Raw genomic sequence first — 22,781 nt, forward strand, 5'->3', positions numbered from 1 at the left:
CGCGCCCGCGCCGGCCCGCGGCCGTGCCTGCGTGCGCCGCCCGCGCCGCGCCCATGCCCGCGCCGGCTGCGCCCGCGCCCGCCCTGCCCTGCCTTGCGCCTCGTGTCCGAGCACCCTTCCACGTGCTGCCACGCCTACGTCCTCGAGTCCCGGCGCAGGCGCGAGTCTCACGCCGCGCCCCTCTGGCAACCCGCGTCCCGCGCCGCAACATCGAATCGATCCGATAGGACGCTAAGCGCTCTGGGCGCGCGGCTTTGCAGCAGTTTGCGTCCCATCGAATCGATTCGACGCAGCGGGCGCGCGTGCGGGGGGCGCGGAGGGGCGGGAGCGCGAGACGGGAGCGCGAGACGCGGGACGCGGGAACGACGAAGGGCGGGCCGTCTGAGACGGGCCCGCCCTTCGGGGGAGCGGAGAGCGCTGCCGACGCGAGACGGCAGCGCTGCCGCGTTAGTTGCGGGCGATCGCGAACGTGCGGAGCAGCGTGAGGTAGAGCCACACGACGGTGACGATGAGACCGAAGGCCGCCGACCAGCCGTAGATACGGGGGGCGCCCGCCGTGACACCACGCTTGATGTCATCGAAGTCGAGCACGAGCGAGTACGCCGCGAGCAGCGTCACGACCACACCGATGATGAGGCCGAGCGGGATGCCGAGGATGCTCACGGTGCTGTTCAGCCCGAAGCCGGTGCTCTGCACGCCGGTGGCCATCAGGACCAGATTAACGACGGAGAAGACCATGTAGCCGATCATCGCGATGAGGAAGATCTTGGTCGCGCGCTTCGAGGCGCGGATCTTTCCGCTGGCGAACAGCGCGAGCGTGACCGCGAAGACGCAGACCGTGGCGATGACGGCCTGCACGACGACACCCGGGTAGAGCGTCTCGAAGACACCCGAGATCGCACCGATGAAGAGGCCCTGGGCCGCAGCGTAGGCGAGCACCAGCGGCGGGGACGGCTTGCGCTTGAAGATGTTGACCAGCGCGAGCGCGAAGCCGATGAGGGCTGCGGGAAGCGCGAGCACCGGGAACTGCCAGCCGACGAGCGCGAAGGCGAGCAGCACGACGAAGCTCACCCCGGTCTTGACGATGACGTCGTCATAGCTCATCCGGTTGGTGTCGGAGGCGGTCGCCGTCGGGCCGTCGAACATCTGCTGCAGGCCGTCAGCACTGGGTGTCGCCACCTTTGCGGTCGGATCTTTCTCCAGCCCCTTGCCGTTGAAGACCGGGAGCCGGGAGAACGCGGGGTTGTTCGAAGCCGTTGCCATGATTTCCTCGTGTCGTGTGGATGCTTCGCACCAATCTATCGGTGTGTCCCTCAGGTTTGCTGGATGTTCGCGGAGGGCAATCTTCCGTCCACCGGCGCAGGGCCCGGTTGTCGGCGCCGCCCGCTACCGTGGGCATGTGCTCGATCTCCGCGTCTTCCCCTCTCCCATCGTCATCGGCCATCGGGGCGCCCCGGGGTACCGGCCCGAGCACTCCCGGGCCTCCTTCGAGCTCGCGTTCGAGCAGGGAGCCGACTTCGTCGAGCCCGACGTCGTGGTGTCGAGCGACGGGGTGCTGGTCATCCGGCACGAGAACGAGATCTCGGGCACAACGGATGTATCCGGGCATCCGGAGTTCGCGTCTCGCCGCCGGGCGAAGACGGTGGACGGCGTCGAGCAGCACGGCTGGTTCACCGAGGACTTCACCTGGGCTGAGCTGCAGACCCTCCGCTGCCGGGAGCGCCTGCCTGAGCTCCGGCCGTTCAGCGCCACGTTCGACGGCGAGTTCCCGCTGCTGCGGCTGGCGGACCTGTTCGCGCTGGTCGACGGCGCGATGGATGCTCTGCGGCGCCCGCTCGGGATCGTCGCCGAACTCAAACACGCCGCCTACTTCGGGCGGCTCGGGTTCGACCTGGCCGAACTGTTCATCGCCGAGGTCGCTTCGGCGGGGTGGGGCCTCGGCGGTCGTGAAGAAGGCGGTCGTGGAGAAGGGGGCGTGGATGATTCGGCGGGGCGGCTCGTGGTGGAGAGCTTCGAGCCCACCGTGCTGGCCGACCTCCGACGGAGGGGATTCGGCGCCGCCCTGGTGCAACTCGTCGACGATGTCGGATCCCCCGCCGACCTCGTGGAATCCCAGGGTGAGGAGGCACCGGCATACGCGACCTACCTGACCGCGGCCGGCCTTCGCGCGCTCGCCCGGGCGGGCGTCGACGGGATCAGCGTGCCGAAGGCGCTGCTGCTCGGCGACGGGCGGTCGGTGGTCGCCGACGCGCACGCGGCAGGGCTCAGTGTGTTCACCTGGACGTTGCGGCCGGAGAACGCCTTCCTCGAGGAGCGGTACCGCACCGGCCCGGAGGTCGCGGAGTTGGGAGATTGGCAGGGCGAGTGGTCCGAGATCGTCGGCGCCGGTGTCGACGGAGTGTTCTCCGATCATCCGGACGCCGCGGTCACCGTGCGGAACGAGCAGGGCGACCGCGGCGCTGACCTGCCGTACTGACCGGCCGCTCTGACCGGTCGCGCTGACCGGCGCGCTGTCGGAGGTGTCGCGTAAACTTGGAGTGACATGACACCCACCTCACACCAGACCGACTCGACCTCCGTACCGCTGATCGTCGACGACTCCCGCGGCCGCTCGTTCGGTGGAGCCGGCGGGTCGGGGGCGGGCGCGAGTGGTGCCGGGCCGTCGTTCAACGATGCGCTGCTCGACGGGCTGAACCCGCCGCAGAAGGAGGCCGTCGAGTACCGCGGCCCTTCGCTCCTGATCGTCGCGGGGGCGGGTTCCGGCAAGACGAGCGTGCTCACGCGGAGGATCGCGAGCCTGATCGACAGCCGGGAGGCGTGGCCGAGCCAGATTCTCGCCATCACGTTCACCAACAAGGCTGCGGCCGAGATGCGCGAGCGGGTCGGTGCCCTCCTCGGGCAGACCGCGGAGGGCATGTGGATCTCGACCTTCCACTCGGCGTGCGTGCGCATCCTTCGCCGTGAGGCGGAGAACTTCGGTTTCACCAAGGCCTTCACGATCTACGACTCGCATGACTCCCGCACGCTGATCAAACGGATCATCAAGGAGCTGCAGGCCGACACATTCGGCTTCACCGTCTCGGGCGTGGCGGGAAAGATCTCGAAGCTCAAGAACGAGTTGGCGGATGCCGACAGCTACGCGAGGTCGGCGAACTTCGACGACCCGCAGGAGCGGCTCTTCGTCGAGATCTTCCGGCAGTACACGCGGAGTCTCAGCGCGGCGAACGCCTTCGACTTCGACGACCTCATCGGCCAGACCGTCTACCTGTTCCGGGCGTTCCCGCACGTCGCGGCCACGTACCGGCGGCGGTTCCGGCACATTCTCGTCGACGAGTATCAGGACACGAACCACGCGCAGTACTCCCTCATCCGCGAGCTCACCCTCCCGGTCGAGGAGGAGCCGGGCTCCGACCAGCGCACAGCGTCGCTGCCGGGCGCCTCGCTGACGGTGGTCGGTGACTCCGACCAGTCGATCTACGCGTTCCGCGGGGCCGACATCCGCAACATCGTGGAATTCGAGCGCGACTTCTCCGGGGCCAAGGTCATCCTGCTGGAGCAGAACTACCGGTCGACCCAGAACATCCTGTCCGCCGCCAATGCTGTCATCTCGAACAACTTCGACCGGAAAGACAAGAAGCTCTGGACCGACGTCGGCAACGGCGAGAAGATCGTCGGGTTCACGGGCTACAGCGGGCACGACGAGGCCCAGTTCGTGGCCGACGAGGTGACGAAGCTGCACGAGCAGGGCACGCCGTACAAAGACGTGGCGGTGTTCTACCGCACCAACGCGCAGACGCGTGCCCTCGAAGAGATCCTGATCAGGTCGGCTGTTCCCTACCGGGTGCTCGGCGGTACCCGCTTCTACGAGCGGGCCGAGATCAAGGATGTTCTCGCCTACCTGATCGCTGTCGCCAACCCGTTCGACGCCATGGCGCTCCGGCGCATCCTGAACACTCCGAAGCGTGGAATCGGGCCGGCGACAGAGACCGCGCTGGGCGTCTTCGCCCAGACCAACGAGATCACCTACCGTGAGGCGATGCGTCGTGCGCCCGAGCTGGGCCTCGGGCCCAAGGTCACGGGAGCGATCGTCGATCTCGCGAAGATGCTCGACGAGGCGACCCTGCTGCTCGATCCCGATCAGCCTGCCGACGACGGTTCGGTGGGTGCCACAGGATCGGTCGCCGAGGTGCTCACCATGCTGCTCGACCGGAGCGGGTACGTGACGGCCCTCCGGGCCGGCCGTGACCCCCAGGACGAGGCTCGGGCCGAGAACGTCGAGGAGCTCGTCGCGGTGACGCGGGAGTTCCAGAAGAACAACCCCGGTGGCACGCTCGTCGACTTCCTCACCGAGGTGTCGCTGGTGGCGGCGGCGGATGAACTCGACGACTCGAGCGGAACGGTGTCGCTGATGACACTGCACACGGCCAAAGGACTGGAGTACGAGGCGGTGTTCCTGACCGGTGTCGAAGAGGACCTGCTGCCGCACCGGATGGCCGCGACCGAACCGGGTGGCCCGGCCGAGGAGAGGCGACTCTTCTATGTGGGCATCACGCGCGCCCGCAAGCGGCTGTACCTCTCGCTGGCGATGACGCGGGCGCAGTTCGGCGAGACCGCGGTGGCGATGCCGAGCCGGTACCTGCAGGAGATCCCGGCCGAGCTCATCGACTGGCGGCAGTCGCCGGGCATGGCGACGTCGCGCGGTGGTACGCAGCCCCGCGCGCTGAACGCCTCGCGGCCGGGTGGCGGCTTCAACAGCCGGAGTGCGGTGCGGGCCAGCGACTCCCTGTCCTTCCGTGACGCGGATGCGGCCGCTTCGCGGCCGAAGGCGGAGTGGCCGAACCGGGTCACGGCCCAGGTCCGTGACAACGGCAACCTCGAACTGCAGGCCGGCGACCGGATCCGGCACGTCGACTTCGGTGAGGGCCGGGTGAACGCCGTGACCGGTGAGGGCACCAAGCGGGTGGCTCACGTTCAGTTCGATTCCGCCGGTGCGAAGAAGCTGCTGATCAAGATCGCGCCCATCGAGAAACTCTGACAGCAGCGGCCGGTGGCTGCACGTCGGCACGGTCGGCGTCAGAGTGAAGCGCGGAGTGCTTTCAGGTAGCGGTCGCGCGGCAGCTGTCGGAGACGCCGGGGCAGGCGCGGGTAGATGATCGCTGCTACCCGGAACAGCCGGTCGAAGCGGCGCTGGGAACGGGAACTCCACGGCAGCACGAAGGCCCGGCGGAGGTCGTCGTCGAGCAGCCCGGTGGTGACCAGCCGCACCAGGGGCATCGCAGCCCTCAGCCAGAGCGGTGCGGTGCGCGGGTGGAGCAGGTCGTGCGCCACTCGGCGGGCGGGATCGGTGACCCGGAGCTCGCTCACCGCGGTCATCCAATAGGCGCGGAACGCCGTGAGGTCGGCCGGCCACATTCCCGCCGGCATCTGCAGCGCCGATCCCAGCACTCCGTATCGTTGGTAGACCACTTCGGCATCTTCCGGAGCCAGCGGTCCGAATGTCTTCTCGTAGACGGTGAGCGCAGTCTGGTAGAGCGTCGCCGCCACCCACAGTTGTGCTCGGGAGTCGAACGCGTTGTAGGAGTTGCCCGGCCGTTCGCCGGGCTCACCCGGGCGACTCACGACGGGGGCGTGGGCTCGATTCACCCGAGCGACGACCGCCGCAAGCTCCGCAGGGCTGGCGAACACTGTTGCATACGCGTAGGTCACGGTGTTCGCCAGCCGCTCGAGTGGCCGGTTCGCGAAGTCGCTGTGGGCCGCAACTCCGTACCCGACCGCTGGGTTGGCGATCTGCATCAGGATGGCCCTCCCACCGCCGGCCAGAAGCACTGCCTCGGCCGCAAGGTTCGTGAAGACGGTGTAGGGGGAGCGGCTCATGTCTGAAGACTACGTGCGCCGTCTGCGTGTCCTCCGGAGGAGAACGGATCCGAGAGCTGTCGCACCGAGGGCCAACGCCGTCGATCCCGCAACCAGCCATGGGGCACTGGCCTCGAGGTCGCGGCCAGTCGATGCCAGAACCGACCCGCCGCCAGCGGCGGTTGTCGTGGTGACCTGGCTTCCGGGCGTCGGGGGCGGAGTCGGGGTCGGGGTCGGGGGCGGTGTGGCAGCAGGCGTCGGTATCGGTGTCTCTGTCGCCGCCGGCGGTGTGGGGGGAGGAGGCGGAGTGAGCGCATGTGTCGTTTCGTCTGCAGCACCGAACGGGGAGGCCCAGGCGAGGATTCTGTCACCGCCGTGCGCCGTGGATGTGTCGGCGGGGTCGATCGTCTCGGTCCAGACGTAGTAGCCCTCGGCGGGGAGGACGCAGTCCGGAGTCCTGTACAGTCCGGGGCCGTTCTCGGCAAGCACCTTCACGGTACAGACGGCAACGGCTCCCGGTGGCACTACGTCCTGTCGCGCCGGCCTCTCGGCGAAGGGCCCCCAGAGCGTGCTGCGAACGGTGACCGGCACGGGCTGCAGCGCTCCCTCGGAATCTCGGTAGACGCCCCATTCCGACAGGGTGGCCGTCGCGAGCCCGGCCTCCTCCGGCGCCCCGACTTCGTCCGCCTCGGCGGAGAGCTTCGGCCGGGGCGCGAGCTTCAGCTCCAGCGAGTCGGTGAGGTGCGCGCCGACCACGGCTTCGGACGAGCTCGTCTGCGTCTGCACGGCCGGGGCGAAAGGCAGCGGCGAGATGTCCCCGCCATGGGCGTGTGCTGCTGCCGACATCCCTCCTGGAGGGGGAACGAGGAGACTCTGGATGCCGGGACGGGAGCGCGCCACGTAGAAGGCGTCGCCGTACGGCAGATCCGTGTAGGCGACGTCTGCGGTCACGTCGCTGAGAGCGGTGCCGTCTGAGGGGATGACGGTCGAGGTCTCGCCGTTGCCCACTTGGTGCACCGAGGAGCCGTCGGCGAAGGTCGCGCCCTTCAGGGTCAGGGTTCCGGTGCGCCTGCCGGAGGGTTCCTTGGTGGGTCCGCCGCTCAGGTAGTCGACGATGAGGTCGCTCCTGACGGTGCCGGTGCTCCCCCCGGGCAGTGTCAGAGCCAGCCGGGCGGAGACCCCGCGTGAGGCGCCGAGCGGAGCATCCATGATCTCGCGCATGGACACCGCCCGCGCCAGGACGGTGGAGGCGGCATCATTGGCCCGCTGTGCGTACCACGCCATGTCATGAGAGCCGAGGCCCGTGATCGCCCAGGTCGCGAGCTGCGCCGCAGCAGTGACGTTGGGGCCTTCCCCCGACGTCCATTTGCGGCTGATGTACGCGAGGCGTGCTGCGTCGTCGGCGGAGACCCAGCCGAGGTTCGTGCCGAGCTGGTATTCGGTATCCGAGCCCTCCGGCGGTGCGTACTGAACTTGGAGGCAGAGCCCGAGGTTGCCGTCGGCGAGGCGGTGCGAGCCGATCCACGAGCGACCGTCTGCTGCCCACAGGTGGCCGAAACCGTGGCTGACGACGGGAAGAGCGCTCGCAGTGCTGCCGAGGAAGAGCGAGCCGCAGAGTGCAAGGAGAGCCGCCAGCACGGCGGAGAGAGTGACGAGATGTTTGCGTTGAGGGGTGTTCATGCGGCAAGACTGACGGGCTGCGCCCCACCTGAAGACGCCCGCCCAGCAATCTGTGGAGAGAGCGCCAAATCGCGGGTCTGTGGAGGGGTAGGCTTTGAGACGGTCTAGATGTCTCGATCTCAAGACACATTGAACTGGGCATCCGGCTATCGTTTTTCGACAGAAACCAGGCAACGCGTGCGTGGCGGGAGCCACCATGCTGATGGGATGAGCAAGCGTGGATCTATTTGAATATCAGGCTCGGGACCTCTTCGAGAGCTACGGCGTTCCCGTGCTCCCGGGCATCATCGCAGACACGCCCGAAGAGGTGCGTGCGGCGGCTGAGAAGCTCGGCGGCGTCACCGTCGTCAAGGCGCAGGTGAAGGTCGGCGGCCGCGGAAAGGCCGGCGGCGTCAAGGTCGCCAAGAACCCCGACGAGGCAGAAGAGGCCGCGAAGTCGATCCTCGGCCTCGACATCAAGGGTCACACCGTCAAGCGCGTCATGGTCGCCGGCGGAGCCCGCATCAAGAGCGAGTACTACTTCTCTGTGCTGCTCGACCGGGCCAACCGCTCCTACCTCAGCCTGTCGAGCTTCGAGGGCGGAATGGAGATCGAGGAGCTCGCGGTCGAGCGTCCCGAGGCTCTCGCCCGCATCGAGGTCGACCCGCTGCAGGGTGTCGACCTGGCCAAGGCCACCGAGATCGCGATCGCCGCGAAATTCCCCGCCGACATCGTCGACAAGGTCGCCCCGGTCTTCGTGAAGCTGTACGAGGTCTACAAGGGCGAAGACGCCACGCTGGTCGAGGTCAACCCGCTGGTGCTCACCGAGGAGGGCGACATCGTCGCGCTCGACGGCAAGGTCTCGCTCGACGAGAACGCTGACTTCCGTCACCCGAACCACGAAGCGCTCGTCGACCAGGATGCCGAAGACCCGCTCGAGGCGAAGGCCAAGAAGCTCGGGCTGAACTACGTCAAGCTCGACGGCGAGGTCGGTGTCATCGGAAACGGTGCAGGACTCGTCATGTCGACCCTCGACGTCGTCAGCTACGCGGGCGAGAACTTCACGGGTGTGAAGCCGGCCAACTTCCTCGACATCGGTGGCGGAGCATCCGCTGAGGTGATGGCCAACGGCCTCGACGTGATCCTCGGCGACCCGCAGGTGAAGAGCGTGTTCGTCAACGTCTTCGGCGGCATCACCGCGTGCGACGCCGTCGCGAACGGCATCGTCAAGGCTCTCGAGATCCTCGGCGACGCCGCCACCAAGCCCCTCGTCGTGCGCCTCGACGGAAACAAGGTCGAGGAGGGTCGCCAGATCCTGCGCGACGCCGCGAACCCGCTCGTCTCGCTGGCGGACACCATGGACGAAGGCGCCGCCAAGGCCGCCGAACTGGCTTCGAAGTAAAGGGAACAGAACAAGAATGTCGATCTTCCTCAACAAAGACTCCAAGGTCATCGTGCAGGGCATCACCGGCGGTGAGGGCACCAAGCACACCGCCCTCATGCTGAAGGCCGGCACGAAGGTCGTCGGCGGCGTGAACGCGCGCAAGGCCGGCACCACGGTCGAGCACGACGGCGGCGTCTCGCTTCCCGTGTTCGGCACCGTCTCCGAGGCCATCGCCGAGACCGGCGCGGATGTCTCGATCGTGTTCGTTCCGCCGGCGTTCGCCAAAGACGCGGTACTCGAAGCCGTCGAGGCCGAGATTCCGCTCGTCGTCGTGATCACCGAGGGCATTCCGATCCAGGACTCGGCCGAGTTCTGGGCGACCGCGAAGGCCAAGGGCGGCAAGACCCGCATCATCGGCCCGAACTGCCCCGGCATCATCACGCCCGGCGAGTCGCTCGTCGGCATCACTCCGGCCACGATCACCGGCAAGGGCCCGATCGGCCTGGTCTCGAAGTCGGGCACGCTGACCTACCAGATGATGTACGAGCTGCGGGATCTCGGTTTCTCGACCGCGATCGGCATCGGCGGCGACCCCATCATCGGCACCACGCACATCGATGCACTCGCCGCATTCGAGGCCGACCCCGAGACCAAGGCGATCGTCATGATCGGCGAGATCGGTGGAGACGCCGAGGAGCGCGCTGCCGACTACATCAAGGCGCACGTGACGAAGCCGGTCGTCGGCTACGTCGCCGGCTTCACCGCCCCTGAGGGCAAGACGATGGGGCACGCCGGCGCGATCGTCTCCTCCGGTGCAGGCACGGCCGATGGCAAGAAGCTGGCCCTCGAGGCCGCCGGCGTCAAGGTCGGCAAGACGCCGAGCGAGACCGCTGCGCTGCTGCGCGAGGTCTACGCGGCACTCTAGCCACGCGACATCCGAGGGGCCCGTCACCATCCGTGGTGGCGGGCCCCTTTTCTGTGCAACGGTATAAGATAACTTATAGATGAGGAGAAAACAGCTATGTCGAATTCGCTGACGAGTCTTGTGACGGCGCAGGTGCGACGGGATCGCGCTGCTTCACAATTCACCCAACGGCTCATGGAGACGTTCGAGTCAGGTGTGTCCCAAGGCCGCATTGCGAGGGCCATCGGAGTGACGCAGCCTGCGGTGTCGCAGATGATCGCTGCTGAACGGGCGCGCCGGATGACCGTGCGAGGCCCGATTGGTATGCGAGTCGAGCGTCATCGTGTCGAGTTGCTCGACGTCGCTCGGGCGCACGACGCCCGTCACCTGCGTGTCTTCGGATCGGTCGCGGCCGGCCTGGACACGGAGGCGAGCGATCTTGACCTCCTGGTGAGTCTCCCGCGTTCGGCCGGAATGCTGGCCGTTGCATCTCTCGGCGATGATCTGGCGGAGGTGCTCGGGGCACCGGTCGACATTGTCGCTGAGCACATGGTGAAGCTCGACCATCTGGCCTCACTGAAGCGCCGCTCGGTTCCTCTGTGAGCCCGGCCACATGAGACGCACAGACAGAGAGTGCCTACAGGACGCGCTCGATCATCTGACCGTGCTGCAGGCTCATCTCGCAGAGAGCGATCGAGACGACCAGATGGTCATGGATGCTGCAGCACTGCGTCTGTCTGCTGCGATCGACTCTGTCGCACTCGTTTCCGAAGAGACGAGAAAGGGTGCAATCGACGGATCGTCTTGGCGCCTCATCAAGAGCATGCGGAATCGCATTGTTCACGCGTATGGGTTCATGGACCCGGCGGTTCTGCGCGCGACGTTCGATGACGACATCGGCGGGTTCGAGCGGGACGTCAGACGCTTACTCGAAACACTTCGGATCGGGTAGCGCCGCGAGGCGCGACGGATGGCTGGGCATCCGTCCGTTACGTTTAAGCAGCCGAACGGGAGGGAGCCTGACGCGTGACGGATGAGCCGAAGCCGACCACACCCGAGCCGACCACACCCGAGACGACCACACCCGAGACGACCTACCCCGCACAGCCTGTGCGCCCTCTGACACGGTGGGAGAGCATCCGCCACCGGATCGTCACCCCGCCGGCCATCTACGGCACCCTGCTGGCCGCCGCCCTGATCGGCACGGCCGAAGACGGCGAATCCGACTTCGACATCCTCACCACCGTGGTGCCGACGCTTCTGGTGTTCTGGCTTGCTCACATCTTCGCCGAGGGGATCGCGCACTACGGCAGGCATGGCCAGCAGCGCGTCACGATGCGGGAGGCGCTGCGTTTCAGCGTCGGTTTCTCCTCGGGGCTGCTCTACGGCGGCATCGTGCCCTGCGGACTCCTCGTGCTCGGAGCCGTCGGCATCATGGGGGAGGCGGAAGCCTACGGTTTCTCCCTGCTCGCACCCGTCGTGCTGCTCGGCGCTCTCGGCTGGTTTGCGCTGGCCGACCGCGGCGCGCGCTGGCCGGGCAAGCTCGGTGCCGCGCTGGTGACGGGGCTGCTCGGTGTCGTCGTGATCGTGCTCAAGATCGCCTTCCATTAGAGAGTGTGCCGAAACACCCGATGAACCGCCCCACCACCGCCCTGCTCGCCGCGCTCGACGCGCTCATCGCCGTCGCGATCGGTATCGGCATCCCGCTCGTCATGCTCACGATCCTCTGGGCGACCCAGTTCGACCTCAGTATCGACTGGACGGTGTTCTGGCGCGCCTCCGCAGACCTGTGGATGCTCGGCAACGGTGTCGATCTGCAGGTCGCCCTCGACCCGGCGCTCGCGGCCCGGCTGGCCCTCGACGGCGCGGCGACGCCGTTCGAGGTGGGCATCGCGCCGCTCGGCTTCGCGGTGCTGACCGTGTTCCTCGGCCGTCGGTCGGGGCTCCGGCTCGGTTTCTCGCCGCACCCCGTTCTCGGGCTGGCCGTCGGCGTGGTCACGGTCGCGGCGCTCGGCGCGCTGGCCTGGCTCAGCGCCCAGACCCCGGGTGCCGTGCCGTCGTTCCGGCAGGCGGTGCTTTTCGTGCCCGCGGTCTACGGCATCGGTGTGGTCGTGGGAGCGGCGGGGAGCCTCGCGCGCCAGCAGAGCCCGGTCGCGGGGTGGTTCCTCCGTCTGTGGGAACGGTTGTCAGCCGTGGCGCGGCCGTTCGTCGCCGTGGCTCTTCGCGGCGGCGCCATCGTCGCCGCCGCCCTGATCGCGCTCGGTGCCCTGGCGACGGCTGCGGGCCTCGTGGTGCACTACTCGAACGTGATCTCGCTCTATGAATCCCTCGGATCGGGGATCGGCGGGGGAGCAGCGCTCACGCTCGGCCAGCTCGCCCTGCTGCCGAACGCCGTCGTGTGGGCCGCGAGCTGGTTCGTCGGCCCCGGTTTTGCACTCGGCGCGGGGTCGTCGATCTCCCCGCTCGGCACCGAGGTGGGCCTGCTGCCGTCACTGCCGCTGTTCGGAGCGCTGCCGCAGTCCTCTCCTCTCGGTTACGCCGTGCTCGTGCTGCCGGTCGCGATCGGGTTCGTCGTCGCCGTCGCGCTGCGGCCTCGGCTGGTCGCCTCCGAGGCGGGTGCCGGCGGGGCGGGTGCCGGCGGGGCGCCTCTCTCCGCCGGAGCCTCGGCGGCACGGATGATCGGCACAGGTTTCGGCATCGGGTTCGTGGCGGCGAGCATCCTCGCCCTGCTCGCGCTCTGGTCGGGCGGCGCTGCGGGCCCCGGGCGCCTCGCGGTCGTCGGCCCCGATCCCGGAGCGGTCTGGCTCTGGTCGTTCCTCGTGTTCGGCATCCCCGCCTCGATCGGACTGCTCGCGAGCGGCGTGCGACTCCCGGCGCTACGGTCCGGGCGGCCAGGGCGCCCAGCACGCCCAGCAAGCTCAGCACGCCCAGCAGGCCCAGCACGCCCAGCAGGCCCAGCGCGCCCCGCGCCAGAGTCGAGCGGCACGCCGCTGCGTTAGTCTGTCTGAGTGCTGTCGATTGTCGTTCTGATCTCCGGCGGGGGCTCGAACCTCCGCGCACTGCTCGAAGCGACGGCCGACGGCGCTTTCCCCGCACGCATCGTGGCGGTCGGCGCCGACACCGAGGCGCCGGGCCTCGACCACGCTGAGCAGTTCGGCGTCCCCTCTTTCACTGTCTTCCCCTCGGGCTTTCCGAACCGCGGGGACTGGGGCGACGAGCTGCTGGCCCAGATCCAGCAGTGGTCGCCCGACCTGGTGGTCTGCGCGGGATTCATGCGCATCCTGCCCCCGCGGGTCGTGGCGGCCCTGTCGCCGAACCTCATCAACACGCACCCAGCCCTGCTGCCGCTGTTCCCGGGCGCTCACGCGGTTCGGGATGCCCTGGCCGCCGGTGCCCGTGAAACAGGCGTCACCGTGCACATCGTCGACGAGGGTGTCGACACCGGGCCCACGCTGGTGCAGCGCACCGTGCCGGTGCTGCCGGGTGACACGGAGCACGTGCTCCAGGAGCGCATCAAGACCATCGAGCGCGACCTGCTGGTGCAGACCGTTCTCGACATCGCCACCGGGCGGACCGATCTGGCCGCCATCCACCAGAGCAACAGGAGTGCAACGACACCATGAGCGGCCCACGCCACGACCCCGCCCTCTTCCACCACCGCGACCTCATCGAGATCAGGCGAGCGCTGGTCTCGGTCAGCGACAAGTCGGGACTGCTCGACCTCGCTGCGGCCCTGAGCGCCGCCGACGTCGAGATCGTCTCGACCGGTTCGACGGCGAAGACGATCGCCGGAGCGGGTTTCGCCGTCACCGAGGTCTCCTCGATCACCGGTTTCCCCGAGTCGCTCGACGGCCGCGTGAAGACCCTCCACCCGTCGGTGCACGCGGGCATCCTCGCCGACCTGAGGCTCGAGTCGCACATCGCACAGCTGCAGGAGCTCGAGATCCAGGCCTTCCAGCTCGTCGTTGTGAACCTGTACCCGTTCAGCGAGACGGTCGCGAGCGGTGCCGCGCCCGACGACGTGATCGAGCAGATCGACATCGGCGGCCCGGCCCTGGTGCGGGCATCCGCCAAGAACCACGCCAACGTGGCCATCGCGGTGTCGCCGAACACCTACCCGCAGATCATCGAGGCGCTCACCACAGGCGGCACCTCGCTCGAGACCCGCCGCAACCTCGCAGCGACCGCCTTCGCTCACACCGCCGCCTACGACACCGGTGTCGCGACCTGGTTCGCGGCCCAGCTCGGTGCCAGTGCGCTCCCGTCCGACGGCGTGTTCGACCCGGCCGCCCCGCTGCCCGAGAGTGGCTTCCCGAAGCTCGTCGAGCGGAGCGTCGCGCTGGCGCACACCCTGCGCTACGGCGAGAACTCGCACCAGCGGGCCGCGCTCTACCTCGAACCTCAGGGTCACGGCATCGCCCAGGCCGAGCAGCTGAACGGCAAGGAGATGTCGTACAACAACTTCGTCGACGCCGATGCGGCCGTGCGAGCCGCGTGGGACTTCGCCGAGCCGGCCGTCGCGATCGTCAAGCACGCGAACCCCTGCGGGATCGCGGTGTCGTCGTCGACCGCGCTCGACCCGATCGCCTCCGCGCACCTCCGCGCGCACGAGTGCGATCCCGTGTCGGCGTTCGGCGGCGTCATCGCCGCGAACCGCACCGTCACGCTCGGCATGGCCGAGACGGTGAAGGAGATCTTCACCGAGGTGCTGGTCGCACCCGACTTCGAACCGGATGCCCTGAAGCTCCTCCAGACGAAGAAGAACCTCCGCATCCTCCGCCTGCCTGCCGAGTACGCGCGCCCGGCCGTGGAGCTCAAGCAGATCAGCGGCGGCGTGCTGATGCAGACCTCGGACGGCTTCCCCGACTACACCACCGACGCCTGGCAGCTCGTCTCCGGCGAGCCCGCCGATGCAGACACCCTGGCAGACCTCGTCTTCGCCTGGAAGGCCTGCCGTTCGGTCAAGTCGAACGCGATCCTGCTGGCGCAGAACGGTGCCTCGGTCGGTGTCGGCATGGGCCAGGTCAACCGCGTCGACTCCTGCCACCTGGCCGTGAGCCGGGCGGGTGCCCGAGCGGCCGGATCCGTCGCCGCCAGCGACGCGTTCTTCCCGTTCGCCGACGGACTCCAGGTGCTCCTCGACGCGGGCGTGCGCGCGGTCGTGCAGCCGGGCGGGTCGGTGCGCGACGCCGAGGTCATCGAGGCAGCCCAGAACGCAGGTGTCACGATGTACGTCACCGGGGAGCGGCACTTCTTCCACTGAGGTTCGGCCGGGCGGGAGCCGCTAGGGTCGGAGGCATGCCTCAGCACTCCACCCCGCCGCTCGTCGGCGTCCGCCCGCTCCTCGCCGCCGCCCTCACGGCGGTGGTCGTCGCCGCGGTCGCCCACCTCGTCGTTCTGCTCGCGTTCTTCATGGTGCAGGGCTTCAAGCCCGAGTTCTTCGGCACCGCCAACGCGTTCTTCCTGCCCCAGACGCTCTTCACGCTCGTGTTCGTCGCCATCCTCGCCGCTGTGGGCGGGTACGGCACCCGCTACCTCGCCCTGGTCAGCGGGCTGGTCGCTGCGCTGTTCGGCGCCCTGGTCGGCACAGCCGTTCCGCTCCTCGTGGCGGGCCAGACCCTCGACGGCGAGGTGATCGCGTACCTCGTGGGAACCCTTGTCGGCATCAACCTGGTGTTCGTTCTGGCGGTCATCCTCGCCTCGGCCACCGTGGGCCGGCGCGTCTACGCGGGTGTCGTCTTCGGTGCTCCGGATGCCCGGGGTGCGCTCGCCGAGCGCAGGGTCGCGATCATCCGGAGGCCGGCGGCCACCCTCGCCGACGGGCATGTCACGCACATCGAGAAGAGCCCGATCGACCTCGACCTGGCCGACGAGCAGTGGGAGTCCTACGTCAACGTGCTGGAGAAGGCCGGTTGGACGACGATCGAGGTCGACCAGGCCGACGACCTCGCCGACTCGGTCTTCGTGGAGGACGCGGTCATCATCTTCGGCGACGTCGCCATGATCACGAGCCCCGGCAGCGAGCACCGGATCGCCGAGACCGAGGCCGTCGAGGTGACGGTTCGGGAGCTCGGCCTGCAGGTCGCCCACATCGTCTCCCCGGGAACGCTCGACGGCGGTGACGTGCTGAAGGTCGGCAGAACGGTCTACGTGGGCCGGAGCGGCCGCACGAACGCCGAGGGCATCCACCAGCTCCGTCACATCGTCTCCGCCCTGGGCTACACGGTCGTGGCCGTTCCGCTCACGAAGGTGTTGCACCTGAAGAGTGCCGTCACGGCACTGCCCGACGGCACCGTGATCGGCTACCTGCCGCTGGTCGACGATCCGAAGATCTTCGACCGGTTCCTCAGCATGCCGGAGGAGGGCGGCGCCCACGTCGTGAAGCTCAGCGACGACACCGTGCTGATGGCCGCTTCGGCACCGGAGTCGGCCCAGCTCATCGAGAACCTCGGCTACCGGGTCATCTCGGTCGACATCAGCGAGTACGAGAAGCTCGAGGGCTGCGTGACCTGCCTGTCGGTGCGGGTGAGGTAACGGTGCGGTAGCACTCTGCTGACATAGCGGTGCGGGTGAGGTGACTCGTGGGGTAGGCTGTGAGGCTGCCTGAAAACACCTCACAAGGGATTCCATACTCATGCCTGCCCCAGAAGAGCAGTCGACGTTGCGCACGCTCGCCCGACTGTACGTCTATGCGAAACCGGCGATGCCGCGCATCTACACGGCCATCGGCGTCTCGCTGCTGGCGAGCCTCGTGTCGCTCGCGATCCCGCAGGTGCTGCAGGTACTGATCGACGGCCCGCTCGCCGACGGCGATTCGTCCCAGATCTGGCCCGTCGTGCTGGTGATCCTCGCCCTCGGGGTGTTCGAGGCGCTGCTGATCGCCCTCCGCCGGGTGCTGGTGCTGACCCCCGGAACGCATGTCGAGGCGCGCATGCGCAACAGCCTCTACAACCATCTGCAGGAGCTGCCGGTGGAGTTCCACGACCGCTGGCCGAGTGGGCAGCTCCTCTCGCGCGCGGTCAGCGACCTCAACCTGATCCGGCGCTGGCTCTCCTTCGGCGTGGTCATCATGGTGGTCAACGTGGTGACGATCTTCATCGGTTTCGCGATCCTGATCAGCCTGAACTGGGTACTGGGGCTGATCTTCGCCGTGGCCTCGATCCCTGTGCTGGCCTACAGCTACGTCTTCGAGGGCAAGTACTCCGACGCCGCCCGCCGCAGCCAGGACCAGGTCGGCGACCTCGCGACCAGCGTCGAGGAGTCGGTGCACGGCATCCGCGTGCTGAAGGCCTTCGGGCGCGGCCCGTTCGCTCTGAAGAAGTTCGAACGCCAGGCCGAGAAGCTCCGGGGCACCGAGATCGAGAAGGCGAAGGCCGTCGCGAACATCTGGTTGTGGTTGCTGCTGGTTCCGGATGTCGCGTTCGCGGTCTGCCTCGTCGTGGGCGTGTGGCTCGCCGCCGACGGCCAGGCCACGGTCGGCGACCTGGTGGCCTTCTTCGCCACGGCGACCGTGCTGCTGTTCCCGGTGGAGTCGATGGGCTACTTCCTCGCGATGACCTTCGACGCCCGCACCGCCACCGCGCGGTTCTTCGACGTGCTCGACTCAGAGAACACGATCGTCGACCCTGATGTGCTGCAGGGCATCCGGTCGCCCCGCGGGCAGCTGAGCTTCGACGACGTGCACTTCCGCTACCAGGATGCGCCGGCGACCCACGACGACCTGCTCGACGGCATCGACCTCGTGATCGAACCGGGGGAGACGATGGCCCTGGTGGGCCTCACCGGGTCGGGCAAGAGCACGCTGACCGCCCTGACCACACGGCTCTACGACGTGACAGGGGGGCGTGTGCTGCTCGATGGCATCGACATCCGCGACCTGCCCCGCGACGCCGTACGCACCGAGATCGCGATGGCCTTCGAAGACGCCACGCTGTTCAGTGCCTCGGTGCGGGAGAACGTCGTGCTCGGCCGGCCCGACGCCACCGACGCGGAGGTCGACGAGGCCCTCTCGATCGCCCAGGCCGGTTTTGTGCACGACCTGCCCGACGGCCTCGCGACCCGGGTCGGCGAGGAGGGCCTCAGCCTCTCGGGCGGCCAGCGGCAGCGTCTCGCGCTCGCCCGGGCCGTCGCCGCGAAGCCCCGGGTGCTGGTTCTGGATGATCCGCTCTCCGCCCTCGACGTCGACACCGAGGCGCTGGTCGAGGCAGCGCTCCGCAAGGTGCTCGCCTCGACCACCGCCCTCATCGTCGCGCACCGGCCGTCGACGGTGGCGCTCGCCGACCGCGTGGCGCTGCTGCAGAACGGCCGTGTGACCGCGGTCGGCACACATTCCGAACTACTGGCCGGCAACGACCACTACCGCTACGTGATCTCGAGTTTCGACGATGAGGAGGTGACCGCATGAGCGAGACGACCGTGACCGGCGTCGAGGGGGAGGAGCGGAACGACTTCACCCGCGCCGAGAGCCGGCAGATCCGGAAGCGATCCACGGCCCTGCTCGGCTCGCTGCTCCGGCCCGAGCGGTCGAAGCTCGTGGTCGGCCTGATCGTCGTGATCGTCAGCACCGCCGCCCAGGTGGCGGGGCCGGCGCTGATCGCCTACGGCATCGACACCGGGCTGCCGGCTCTGCTGAACCGCGACTGGATCCCGATCGCCTCCGTGGGTGTGATCTACCTCATCACGGGTGTCGTCGGTGCGGTGCTGATCTCGTGGTTCACGGTGCTCACCGCCCGGATCTCGCAGGCCATCCTGCTCGACCTCCGGAAGCGCGTGTTCCTGCAGACCCAGCGGCTGAGCCTCGAGTTCCACGAGACCTACACCTCGGGGCGCATCATCTCGCGGCAGACGAGCGACCTCGACTCGATCAGGGAACTGCTCGACTCGGGCATCAACCAGCTCGTGCAGGGGCTGCTCTACATGTTCTTCATCGGCATCGCGCTGTTCTCGCTCGATGTGGCGAGCGGGCTGATCCTCGTCGTGTCGCTGGTGCCGCTGCTCATCCTGACGCGCTGGTTCCAGCTGCGCTCGCAGCGACTGTTCCGCACGACGCGTACGGCGTCGGCGAAGCTGATCGTCAAGTTCGTGGAGACGATGACGGGCATCCGCGCCGTCAAGGCGTTCCGCACGGAGAAGAGCAACCGGGCCGAATTCGGTGGGCTGGTCGAGGAGTACCGCGTCTCCAATGCCAGGGTGATCCGGCTGTTCGGCATCTTCGACCCCGGGCTGGTTCTCATCGGCAACGTGACCGTCGCCGTCGTGCTGCTCGTCGGCGCGTTCCGCGTGGTCGAGGGGCAGGTCGCCATCGGTGTGCTGCTCGCCGCCGTGCTCTACACCCGGCGCTTCTTCGACCCGATGGAGGAGATGGCGATGTTCTACAACTCCTACCAGTCCGCGGCCGCGGCACTCGAGAAGATCTCCGGGGTGCTGGAGGAGGAGCTGAGCGTGCCCGACCCGGTGAAGCCCGTCGACCTGTGGGAGGCGAAGGGCGGCATCACGTTCGACGACGTCGAGTTCTCCTACCAGAACGGCCGTGTTGTGCTGCCCGAGTTCAGCCTCGACGTGCCGGCAGGCCAGACGATCGCCCTGGTGGGCTCCACCGGAGCGGGGAAGTCGACGCTGGCAAAGCTGATCTCGCGGTTCTACGACCCCACGACCGGGCAGGTCACACTCGACGGTATCGACCTCCGGCGTCTCCACCCCAAAGATCTGCGGCGCGCGATCGTGATGGTCACCCAGGAGGCGTACCTCTTCTCCGGAACGGTCGCCGACAACATCGCGATCGGCAAGCCGGGGGCCTCCCGCGAGGAGATCGTCGGGGCGGCGAAGGCGGTGGGCGCCCACGCCTTCATCGAGAGCCTGCCTGACGGCTATGACACCGACGTGAACAAGCGCGGCGGACGGGTCTCGGCCGGCCAGCGCCAGCTCGTCTCGTTCGCGCGCGCGTTCCTGGCCGACCCCGCCGTGCTCATCCTCGACGAGGCGACGGCGTCACTCGACATCCCGAGCGAACGCCAGGTTCAGGATGCCCTGCAGACCCTGCTCGCCGACCGCACGGCCATCATCATCGCGCACCGGCTGTCGACCGTGGCGATCGCCGACCGGGTGCTCGTGATGGAGCACGGCGTGATCATCGAAGACGGAACGCCCGCCGACCTCATCGGCGGTACGGGGCGGTTCGCCCAGCTGCACGCCTCGTGGCGGGAGTCGCTGGTCTGAGCTGTGGCTCACGCCCGCGGCGAGGACGGGTACGGCTCGCGCCGAGGCTCCACCGATCCGAGGGTGGGGCTACGGCGTCCAGGCGTAGTACTTGCCGTCCTGGCCGAACAGGTGCCAGGCTCCGGCGCAGACCACGCCGACCCCGTCGTTCAGCTTCTGCGGCCACCAGGTCTCGGAGAGCTGGTTCGTCAGCGCACCGGTACTCTGGGCCTGGTCGACCTCGGGGTCGGAGGCTGCGTCGCAGCCGGTGAACACCGGGGCGGTCGCTGCGGGCGAGAACATCAGGATGCTCGCACCGTGCGTCTGGTCGGTCTTCACCCGGATGAAGGTGGCGTCTGCCGGGACCCACGCCGGGATCGCGACCGACGAGTCTGCACCGGCCGCGTCAGCGGTGGTCGCATAGATCGCCGAGGCGAAGGGGGGCGAGATCACGTTGGCAACGCCGCAGCCCGAGAGCAGGGAAACGCTCACGGCAACCACCGGCAGAGCAACCAGCAAGCGACGCTTCACAGCTTCTCCCGTTGATTGTCGAGGGGTGAACAGGTACAGGGGTGGGTCAGGAAATCCCCTTCCACCTTGCCACAGCGTAGTCGACACGGTAACCGCACTCTGTCGGAGCGCTGGTGAGCGGCGTATTCTCAGCCTCGTAGTGCGCCCGGGCATCCGATTCGAGGCCCCGCGGTGGATGACCGCCCGAACGCACCACGCGCCACCAGGGATGACGGCCTCCCGACCGTGCCAGCGCCGTTCCCACCGCGCGGGCGGCCCGCGAGCCGAGCAGCGCGGCCACATCGCCGTAGGTCAGCACGGAGCCCTCGGGGATCGCGTCGACCAGCTCGAGCGCCGCGGCCCCGAAATCTCGCTGCACTGCCAGCGGTTCCGCCGTGGTTCTGCCGCCGCAGGCCACATCCATTCAGAGGGTCAGTGCGGCTATCGTCTCGCCGAACTGCGTCTCGCCGATCGCCACGAACCCGACAGCCGTGAAGAAGGCCTCCGGCCCCAGCTCGCCGGGCTCGAACATGACGGTGAGGCGGTCGAAACCCCGCGTGCGTGCCTCATCGGCCAGCGCGGTGACGGCGAAGCGGCCCACACCCCGGCCCTGGGAGTCCGCAGCGACGTTCATGCGCCAGATGCAGCCCCGGAACTCGTCGTGCGGGCTGTCGGGGTCGAAGTTGCCCATGATGAAACCGACGACCTCGTCGCCGTCGAGCACCACCCGTGGCCAGGCCGTGGCGGGGTTCACGTAGGCTTCGGCGATCGAGTGTGAGACGGGCGCGACGAACTGCTCCTGGCCGGGCTTCAGGGTCAGCGTGTTCGCTGCGACGACGTTGGTCGCTGACAGCTCTTCGAGTCTCAAGTCACTCATGGTCTCAGGGTAGTGGTTGCCCCCCGAACGCGCCACAGCGCAAAGTGTCTCTACGTCAAGACAGTTCTGAAAGCGAGTAGGCTGGCCTGTGGCCCTCTGGGCCGAAGAATTGCACGTCACGGAACAGGAGTTTGAATGTCGAAGATCCACGTAGAGGGAACGGTCGTCGAGCTCGACGGCGACGAGATGACCCGCATCATCTGGCAGGCCATCAAGGACACGTTGATCCACCCCTACCTCGAGGTCAACCTCGAATACTACGACCTCGGCATCGAGCACCGCGACGCGACCGACGACCAGGTCACGATCGACGCTGCCCACGCCATCCAGAAGCACGGTGTGGGCGTCAAATGCGCCACCATCACGCCGGATGAGGCACGCGTCGAAGAGTTCGGCCTGAAGAAGATGTGGAAGAGCCCGAACGGCACCATCCGCAACATCCTCGGCGGCACCATCTTCCGCGAGCCGATCATCATCTCGAACATTCCGCGTCTCGTGCCGGGCTGGAACAAGCCGATCATCGTCGGCCGCCACGCGTTCGGCGACCAGTACAAGGCCACCGACTTCCGCTTCGAGGGCAAGGGAACGCTGACCATCTCGTTCCAGCCCGAAGAGGGCAGCGACGCCGAGGCCCAGTCGTTCGAGGTCTTCCAGTCGCCCGGATCCGGTGTCGCGATGGCCATGTACAACCTCGACGACTCGATCCGGGACTTCGCCCGCGCGTCGCTGAGCTACGGCCTGAACCGCGCGTACCCGGTGTACCTCTCGACGAAGAACACCATCCTGAAGGCCTACGACGGCCGCTTCAAGGATCTCTTCCAGGAGGTCTTCGACACCGAGTTCGCCGAGAAGTTCGCCGAAGCCGGCATCACCTACGAGCACCGTCTGATCGACGACATGGTCGCTGCGTCCCTCAAGTGGGAAGGCGGCTACGTGTGGGCCGCCAAGAACTACGACGGTGACGTGCAGAGCGACACGGTCGCACAGGGCTTCGGATCCCTCGGGCTGATGACCAGCGTGCTCTTCACGCCCGACGGCAAGACCGTCGAGGCCGAGGCCGCGCACGGCACCGTGACGCGCCACTACCGCCAGCACCAGGCAGGCAAGCCCACGTCGACGAACCCGATCGCCTCGATCTACGCGTGGACCCGCGGGCTCGCGCACCGCGCCAAGCTCGACGACAACGCCGAGCTCGCCACGTTCGCCGACACGCTCGAAGACGTCGTCATCAAGACGGTCGAGTCGGGTGCCATGACGAAAGACCTGGCACTGCTCGTCGGGCCCGACCAGGCGTACCAGACCACCGAGGAGTTCCTTGCGACGCTGGCCGAGAACCTGAAGACCCGCCTGGCGTAGCCGGTCCGCCCCGGCGTAGCCGATTCACAGAGAAGGCCCGCACC

General features: G+C 68.1%; 20 protein-coding genes. 14 read left to right on the forward strand and 6 right to left on the reverse strand.

Annotated features, from left to right (window positions below):
• Positions 1 to 447: 447 nt before the first annotated feature.
• Positions 448 to 1,263, reverse strand: coding sequence for a Bax inhibitor-1/YccA family protein (locus FB464_RS01525; protein WP_116415428.1), 816 nt, complete (start codon positions 1,261 to 1,263; stop codon positions 448 to 450).
• Between the two features lie 136 nt (positions 1,264 to 1,399).
• Here FB464_RS01525 and FB464_RS01530 point away from each other — a divergent pair, with 136 nt between their 5' ends.
• Both FB464_RS01530 and FB464_RS01535 read left to right on the forward strand, forming a co-directional pair.
• The gene (locus tag FB464_RS01530) at positions 1,400 to 2,476 is read left to right on the forward strand and encodes a glycerophosphodiester phosphodiesterase family protein (protein WP_246092874.1); all 1,077 of its coding nucleotides are present in this window, start codon (positions 1,400 to 1,402) and stop codon (positions 2,474 to 2,476) included.
• A 66-nt stretch (positions 2,477 to 2,542) separates the two neighbouring features.
• Complete coding sequence (locus FB464_RS01535) at positions 2,543 to 5,035, forward strand: ATP-dependent helicase (protein WP_116415426.1); 2,493 nt, start codon at positions 2,543 to 2,545, stop codon at positions 5,033 to 5,035.
• 38 nt (positions 5,036 to 5,073) lie between these two features.
• Here the strand turns inward: FB464_RS01535 and FB464_RS01540 are convergent, their stop codons facing one another.
• Together FB464_RS01540 and FB464_RS19970 are read right to left on the reverse strand one after the other, a co-directional pair.
• Positions 5,074 to 5,874 carry an oxygenase MpaB family protein gene (locus FB464_RS01540; protein WP_116415425.1) on the reverse strand — a complete coding sequence of 267 codons (801 nt, stop codon included), beginning with the start codon at positions 5,872 to 5,874 and terminating at the stop codon, positions 5,074 to 5,076.
• A 9-nt stretch (positions 5,875 to 5,883) separates the two neighbouring features.
• Entirely contained in the window at positions 5,884 to 7,533 is a 1,650-nt protein-coding gene (locus FB464_RS19970) for a hypothetical protein (protein WP_211327384.1), read from the reverse strand.
• A gap of 217 nt (positions 7,534 to 7,750) precedes the next feature.
• On the opposite strand from FB464_RS19970, the gene sucC reads away from it, so the two are divergent.
• From sucC to FB464_RS01600, 11 genes are all read left to right on the forward strand, one after another.
• A complete protein-coding gene (gene sucC, locus FB464_RS01550; RefSeq protein WP_116415424.1) occupies positions 7,751 to 8,914 on the forward strand; it encodes an ADP-forming succinate--CoA ligase subunit beta in 1,164 nt (387 codons plus the stop codon).
• Between the two features lie 16 nt (positions 8,915 to 8,930).
• A complete protein-coding gene (gene sucD, locus FB464_RS01555; protein ID WP_116415423.1) occupies positions 8,931 to 9,821 on the forward strand; it encodes a succinate--CoA ligase subunit alpha in 891 nt (296 codons plus the stop codon).
• 228 nt (positions 9,822 to 10,049) lie between these two features.
• Entirely contained in the window at positions 10,050 to 10,403 is a 354-nt protein-coding gene (locus tag FB464_RS01560; RefSeq protein ID WP_170151942.1) for a nucleotidyltransferase family protein, read from the forward strand.
• A 10-nt stretch (positions 10,404 to 10,413) separates the two neighbouring features.
• Positions 10,414 to 10,752 carry a HepT-like ribonuclease domain-containing protein gene (locus tag FB464_RS01565; protein WP_116415421.1) on the forward strand — a complete coding sequence of 113 codons (339 nt, stop codon included), beginning with the start codon at positions 10,414 to 10,416 and terminating at the stop codon, positions 10,750 to 10,752.
• Positions 10,753 to 10,826: 74 nt separating this feature from the next.
• Positions 10,827 to 11,411: a hypothetical protein gene (locus FB464_RS01570; protein ID WP_116415420.1), complete on the forward strand. Its 585-nt coding sequence runs from the start codon at positions 10,827 to 10,829 to the stop codon at positions 11,409 to 11,411.
• 20 nt (positions 11,412 to 11,431) lie between these two features.
• Positions 11,432 to 12,799 carry a cell division protein PerM gene (locus tag FB464_RS01575; protein ID WP_116415419.1) on the forward strand — a complete coding sequence of 456 codons (1,368 nt, stop codon included), beginning with the start codon at positions 11,432 to 11,434 and terminating at the stop codon, positions 12,797 to 12,799.
• Positions 12,800 to 12,808: 9 nt separating this feature from the next.
• Positions 12,809 to 13,423, forward strand: coding sequence for a phosphoribosylglycinamide formyltransferase (purN, locus tag FB464_RS01580; RefSeq protein WP_116415418.1), 615 nt, complete (start codon positions 12,809 to 12,811; stop codon positions 13,421 to 13,423).
• Positions 13,420 to 15,063 carry a bifunctional phosphoribosylaminoimidazolecarboxamide formyltransferase/IMP cyclohydrolase gene (purH, locus tag FB464_RS01585; protein ID WP_116415417.1) on the forward strand — a complete coding sequence of 548 codons (1,644 nt, stop codon included), beginning with the start codon at positions 13,420 to 13,422 and terminating at the stop codon, positions 15,061 to 15,063. The genes purN and purH overlap by 4 nt, the downstream gene beginning before the upstream one ends.
• A 35-nt stretch (positions 15,064 to 15,098) precedes the next feature.
• The gene (gene ddaH / locus FB464_RS20385; RefSeq protein WP_281279722.1) at positions 15,099 to 16,334 is read left to right on the forward strand and encodes a dimethylargininase; all 1,236 of its coding nucleotides are present in this window, start codon (positions 15,099 to 15,101) and stop codon (positions 16,332 to 16,334) included.
• Positions 16,335 to 16,434: 100 nt separating this feature from the next.
• Positions 16,435 to 18,204, forward strand: a complete 1,770-nt coding sequence (locus FB464_RS01595; protein WP_116415416.1) for an ABC transporter ATP-binding protein — start codon at positions 16,435 to 16,437, stop codon at positions 18,202 to 18,204.
• Entirely contained in the window at positions 18,201 to 20,015 is a 1,815-nt protein-coding gene (locus FB464_RS01600) for an ABC transporter ATP-binding protein (RefSeq protein WP_116415415.1), read from the forward strand. The genes FB464_RS01595 and FB464_RS01600 overlap by 4 nt, the downstream gene beginning before the upstream one ends.
• A 69-nt stretch (positions 20,016 to 20,084) precedes the next feature.
• Here FB464_RS01600 and FB464_RS01605 read toward each other — a convergent pair whose 3' ends face one another.
• The 3 genes from FB464_RS01605 to FB464_RS01615 form a co-directional block, all read right to left on the reverse strand.
• On the reverse strand, positions 20,085 to 20,486 hold the full coding sequence (locus FB464_RS01605; protein WP_142206578.1) for a hypothetical protein: 402 nt from the start codon (positions 20,484 to 20,486) through the stop codon (positions 20,085 to 20,087).
• An 85-nt stretch (positions 20,487 to 20,571) separates the two neighbouring features.
• Positions 20,572 to 20,883 carry an MGMT family protein gene (locus FB464_RS01610; RefSeq protein ID WP_246092875.1) on the reverse strand — a complete coding sequence of 104 codons (312 nt, stop codon included), beginning with the start codon at positions 20,881 to 20,883 and terminating at the stop codon, positions 20,572 to 20,574.
• 45 nt (positions 20,884 to 20,928) lie between these two features.
• Entirely contained in the window at positions 20,929 to 21,381 is a 453-nt protein-coding gene (locus FB464_RS01615; protein WP_116416662.1) for a GNAT family N-acetyltransferase, read from the reverse strand.
• A 135-nt stretch (positions 21,382 to 21,516) separates the two neighbouring features.
• Here FB464_RS01615 and FB464_RS01620 point away from each other — a divergent pair, with 135 nt between their 5' ends.
• Positions 21,517 to 22,737, forward strand: a complete 1,221-nt coding sequence (locus FB464_RS01620; RefSeq protein ID WP_116415412.1) for an NADP-dependent isocitrate dehydrogenase — start codon at positions 21,517 to 21,519, stop codon at positions 22,735 to 22,737.
• Positions 22,738 to 22,781 lie beyond the last annotated feature (44 nt).

Source organism: Subtercola boreus (assembly GCF_006716115.1).
GTDB lineage: Bacteria > Actinomycetota > Actinomycetes > Actinomycetales > Microbacteriaceae > Subtercola > Subtercola boreus.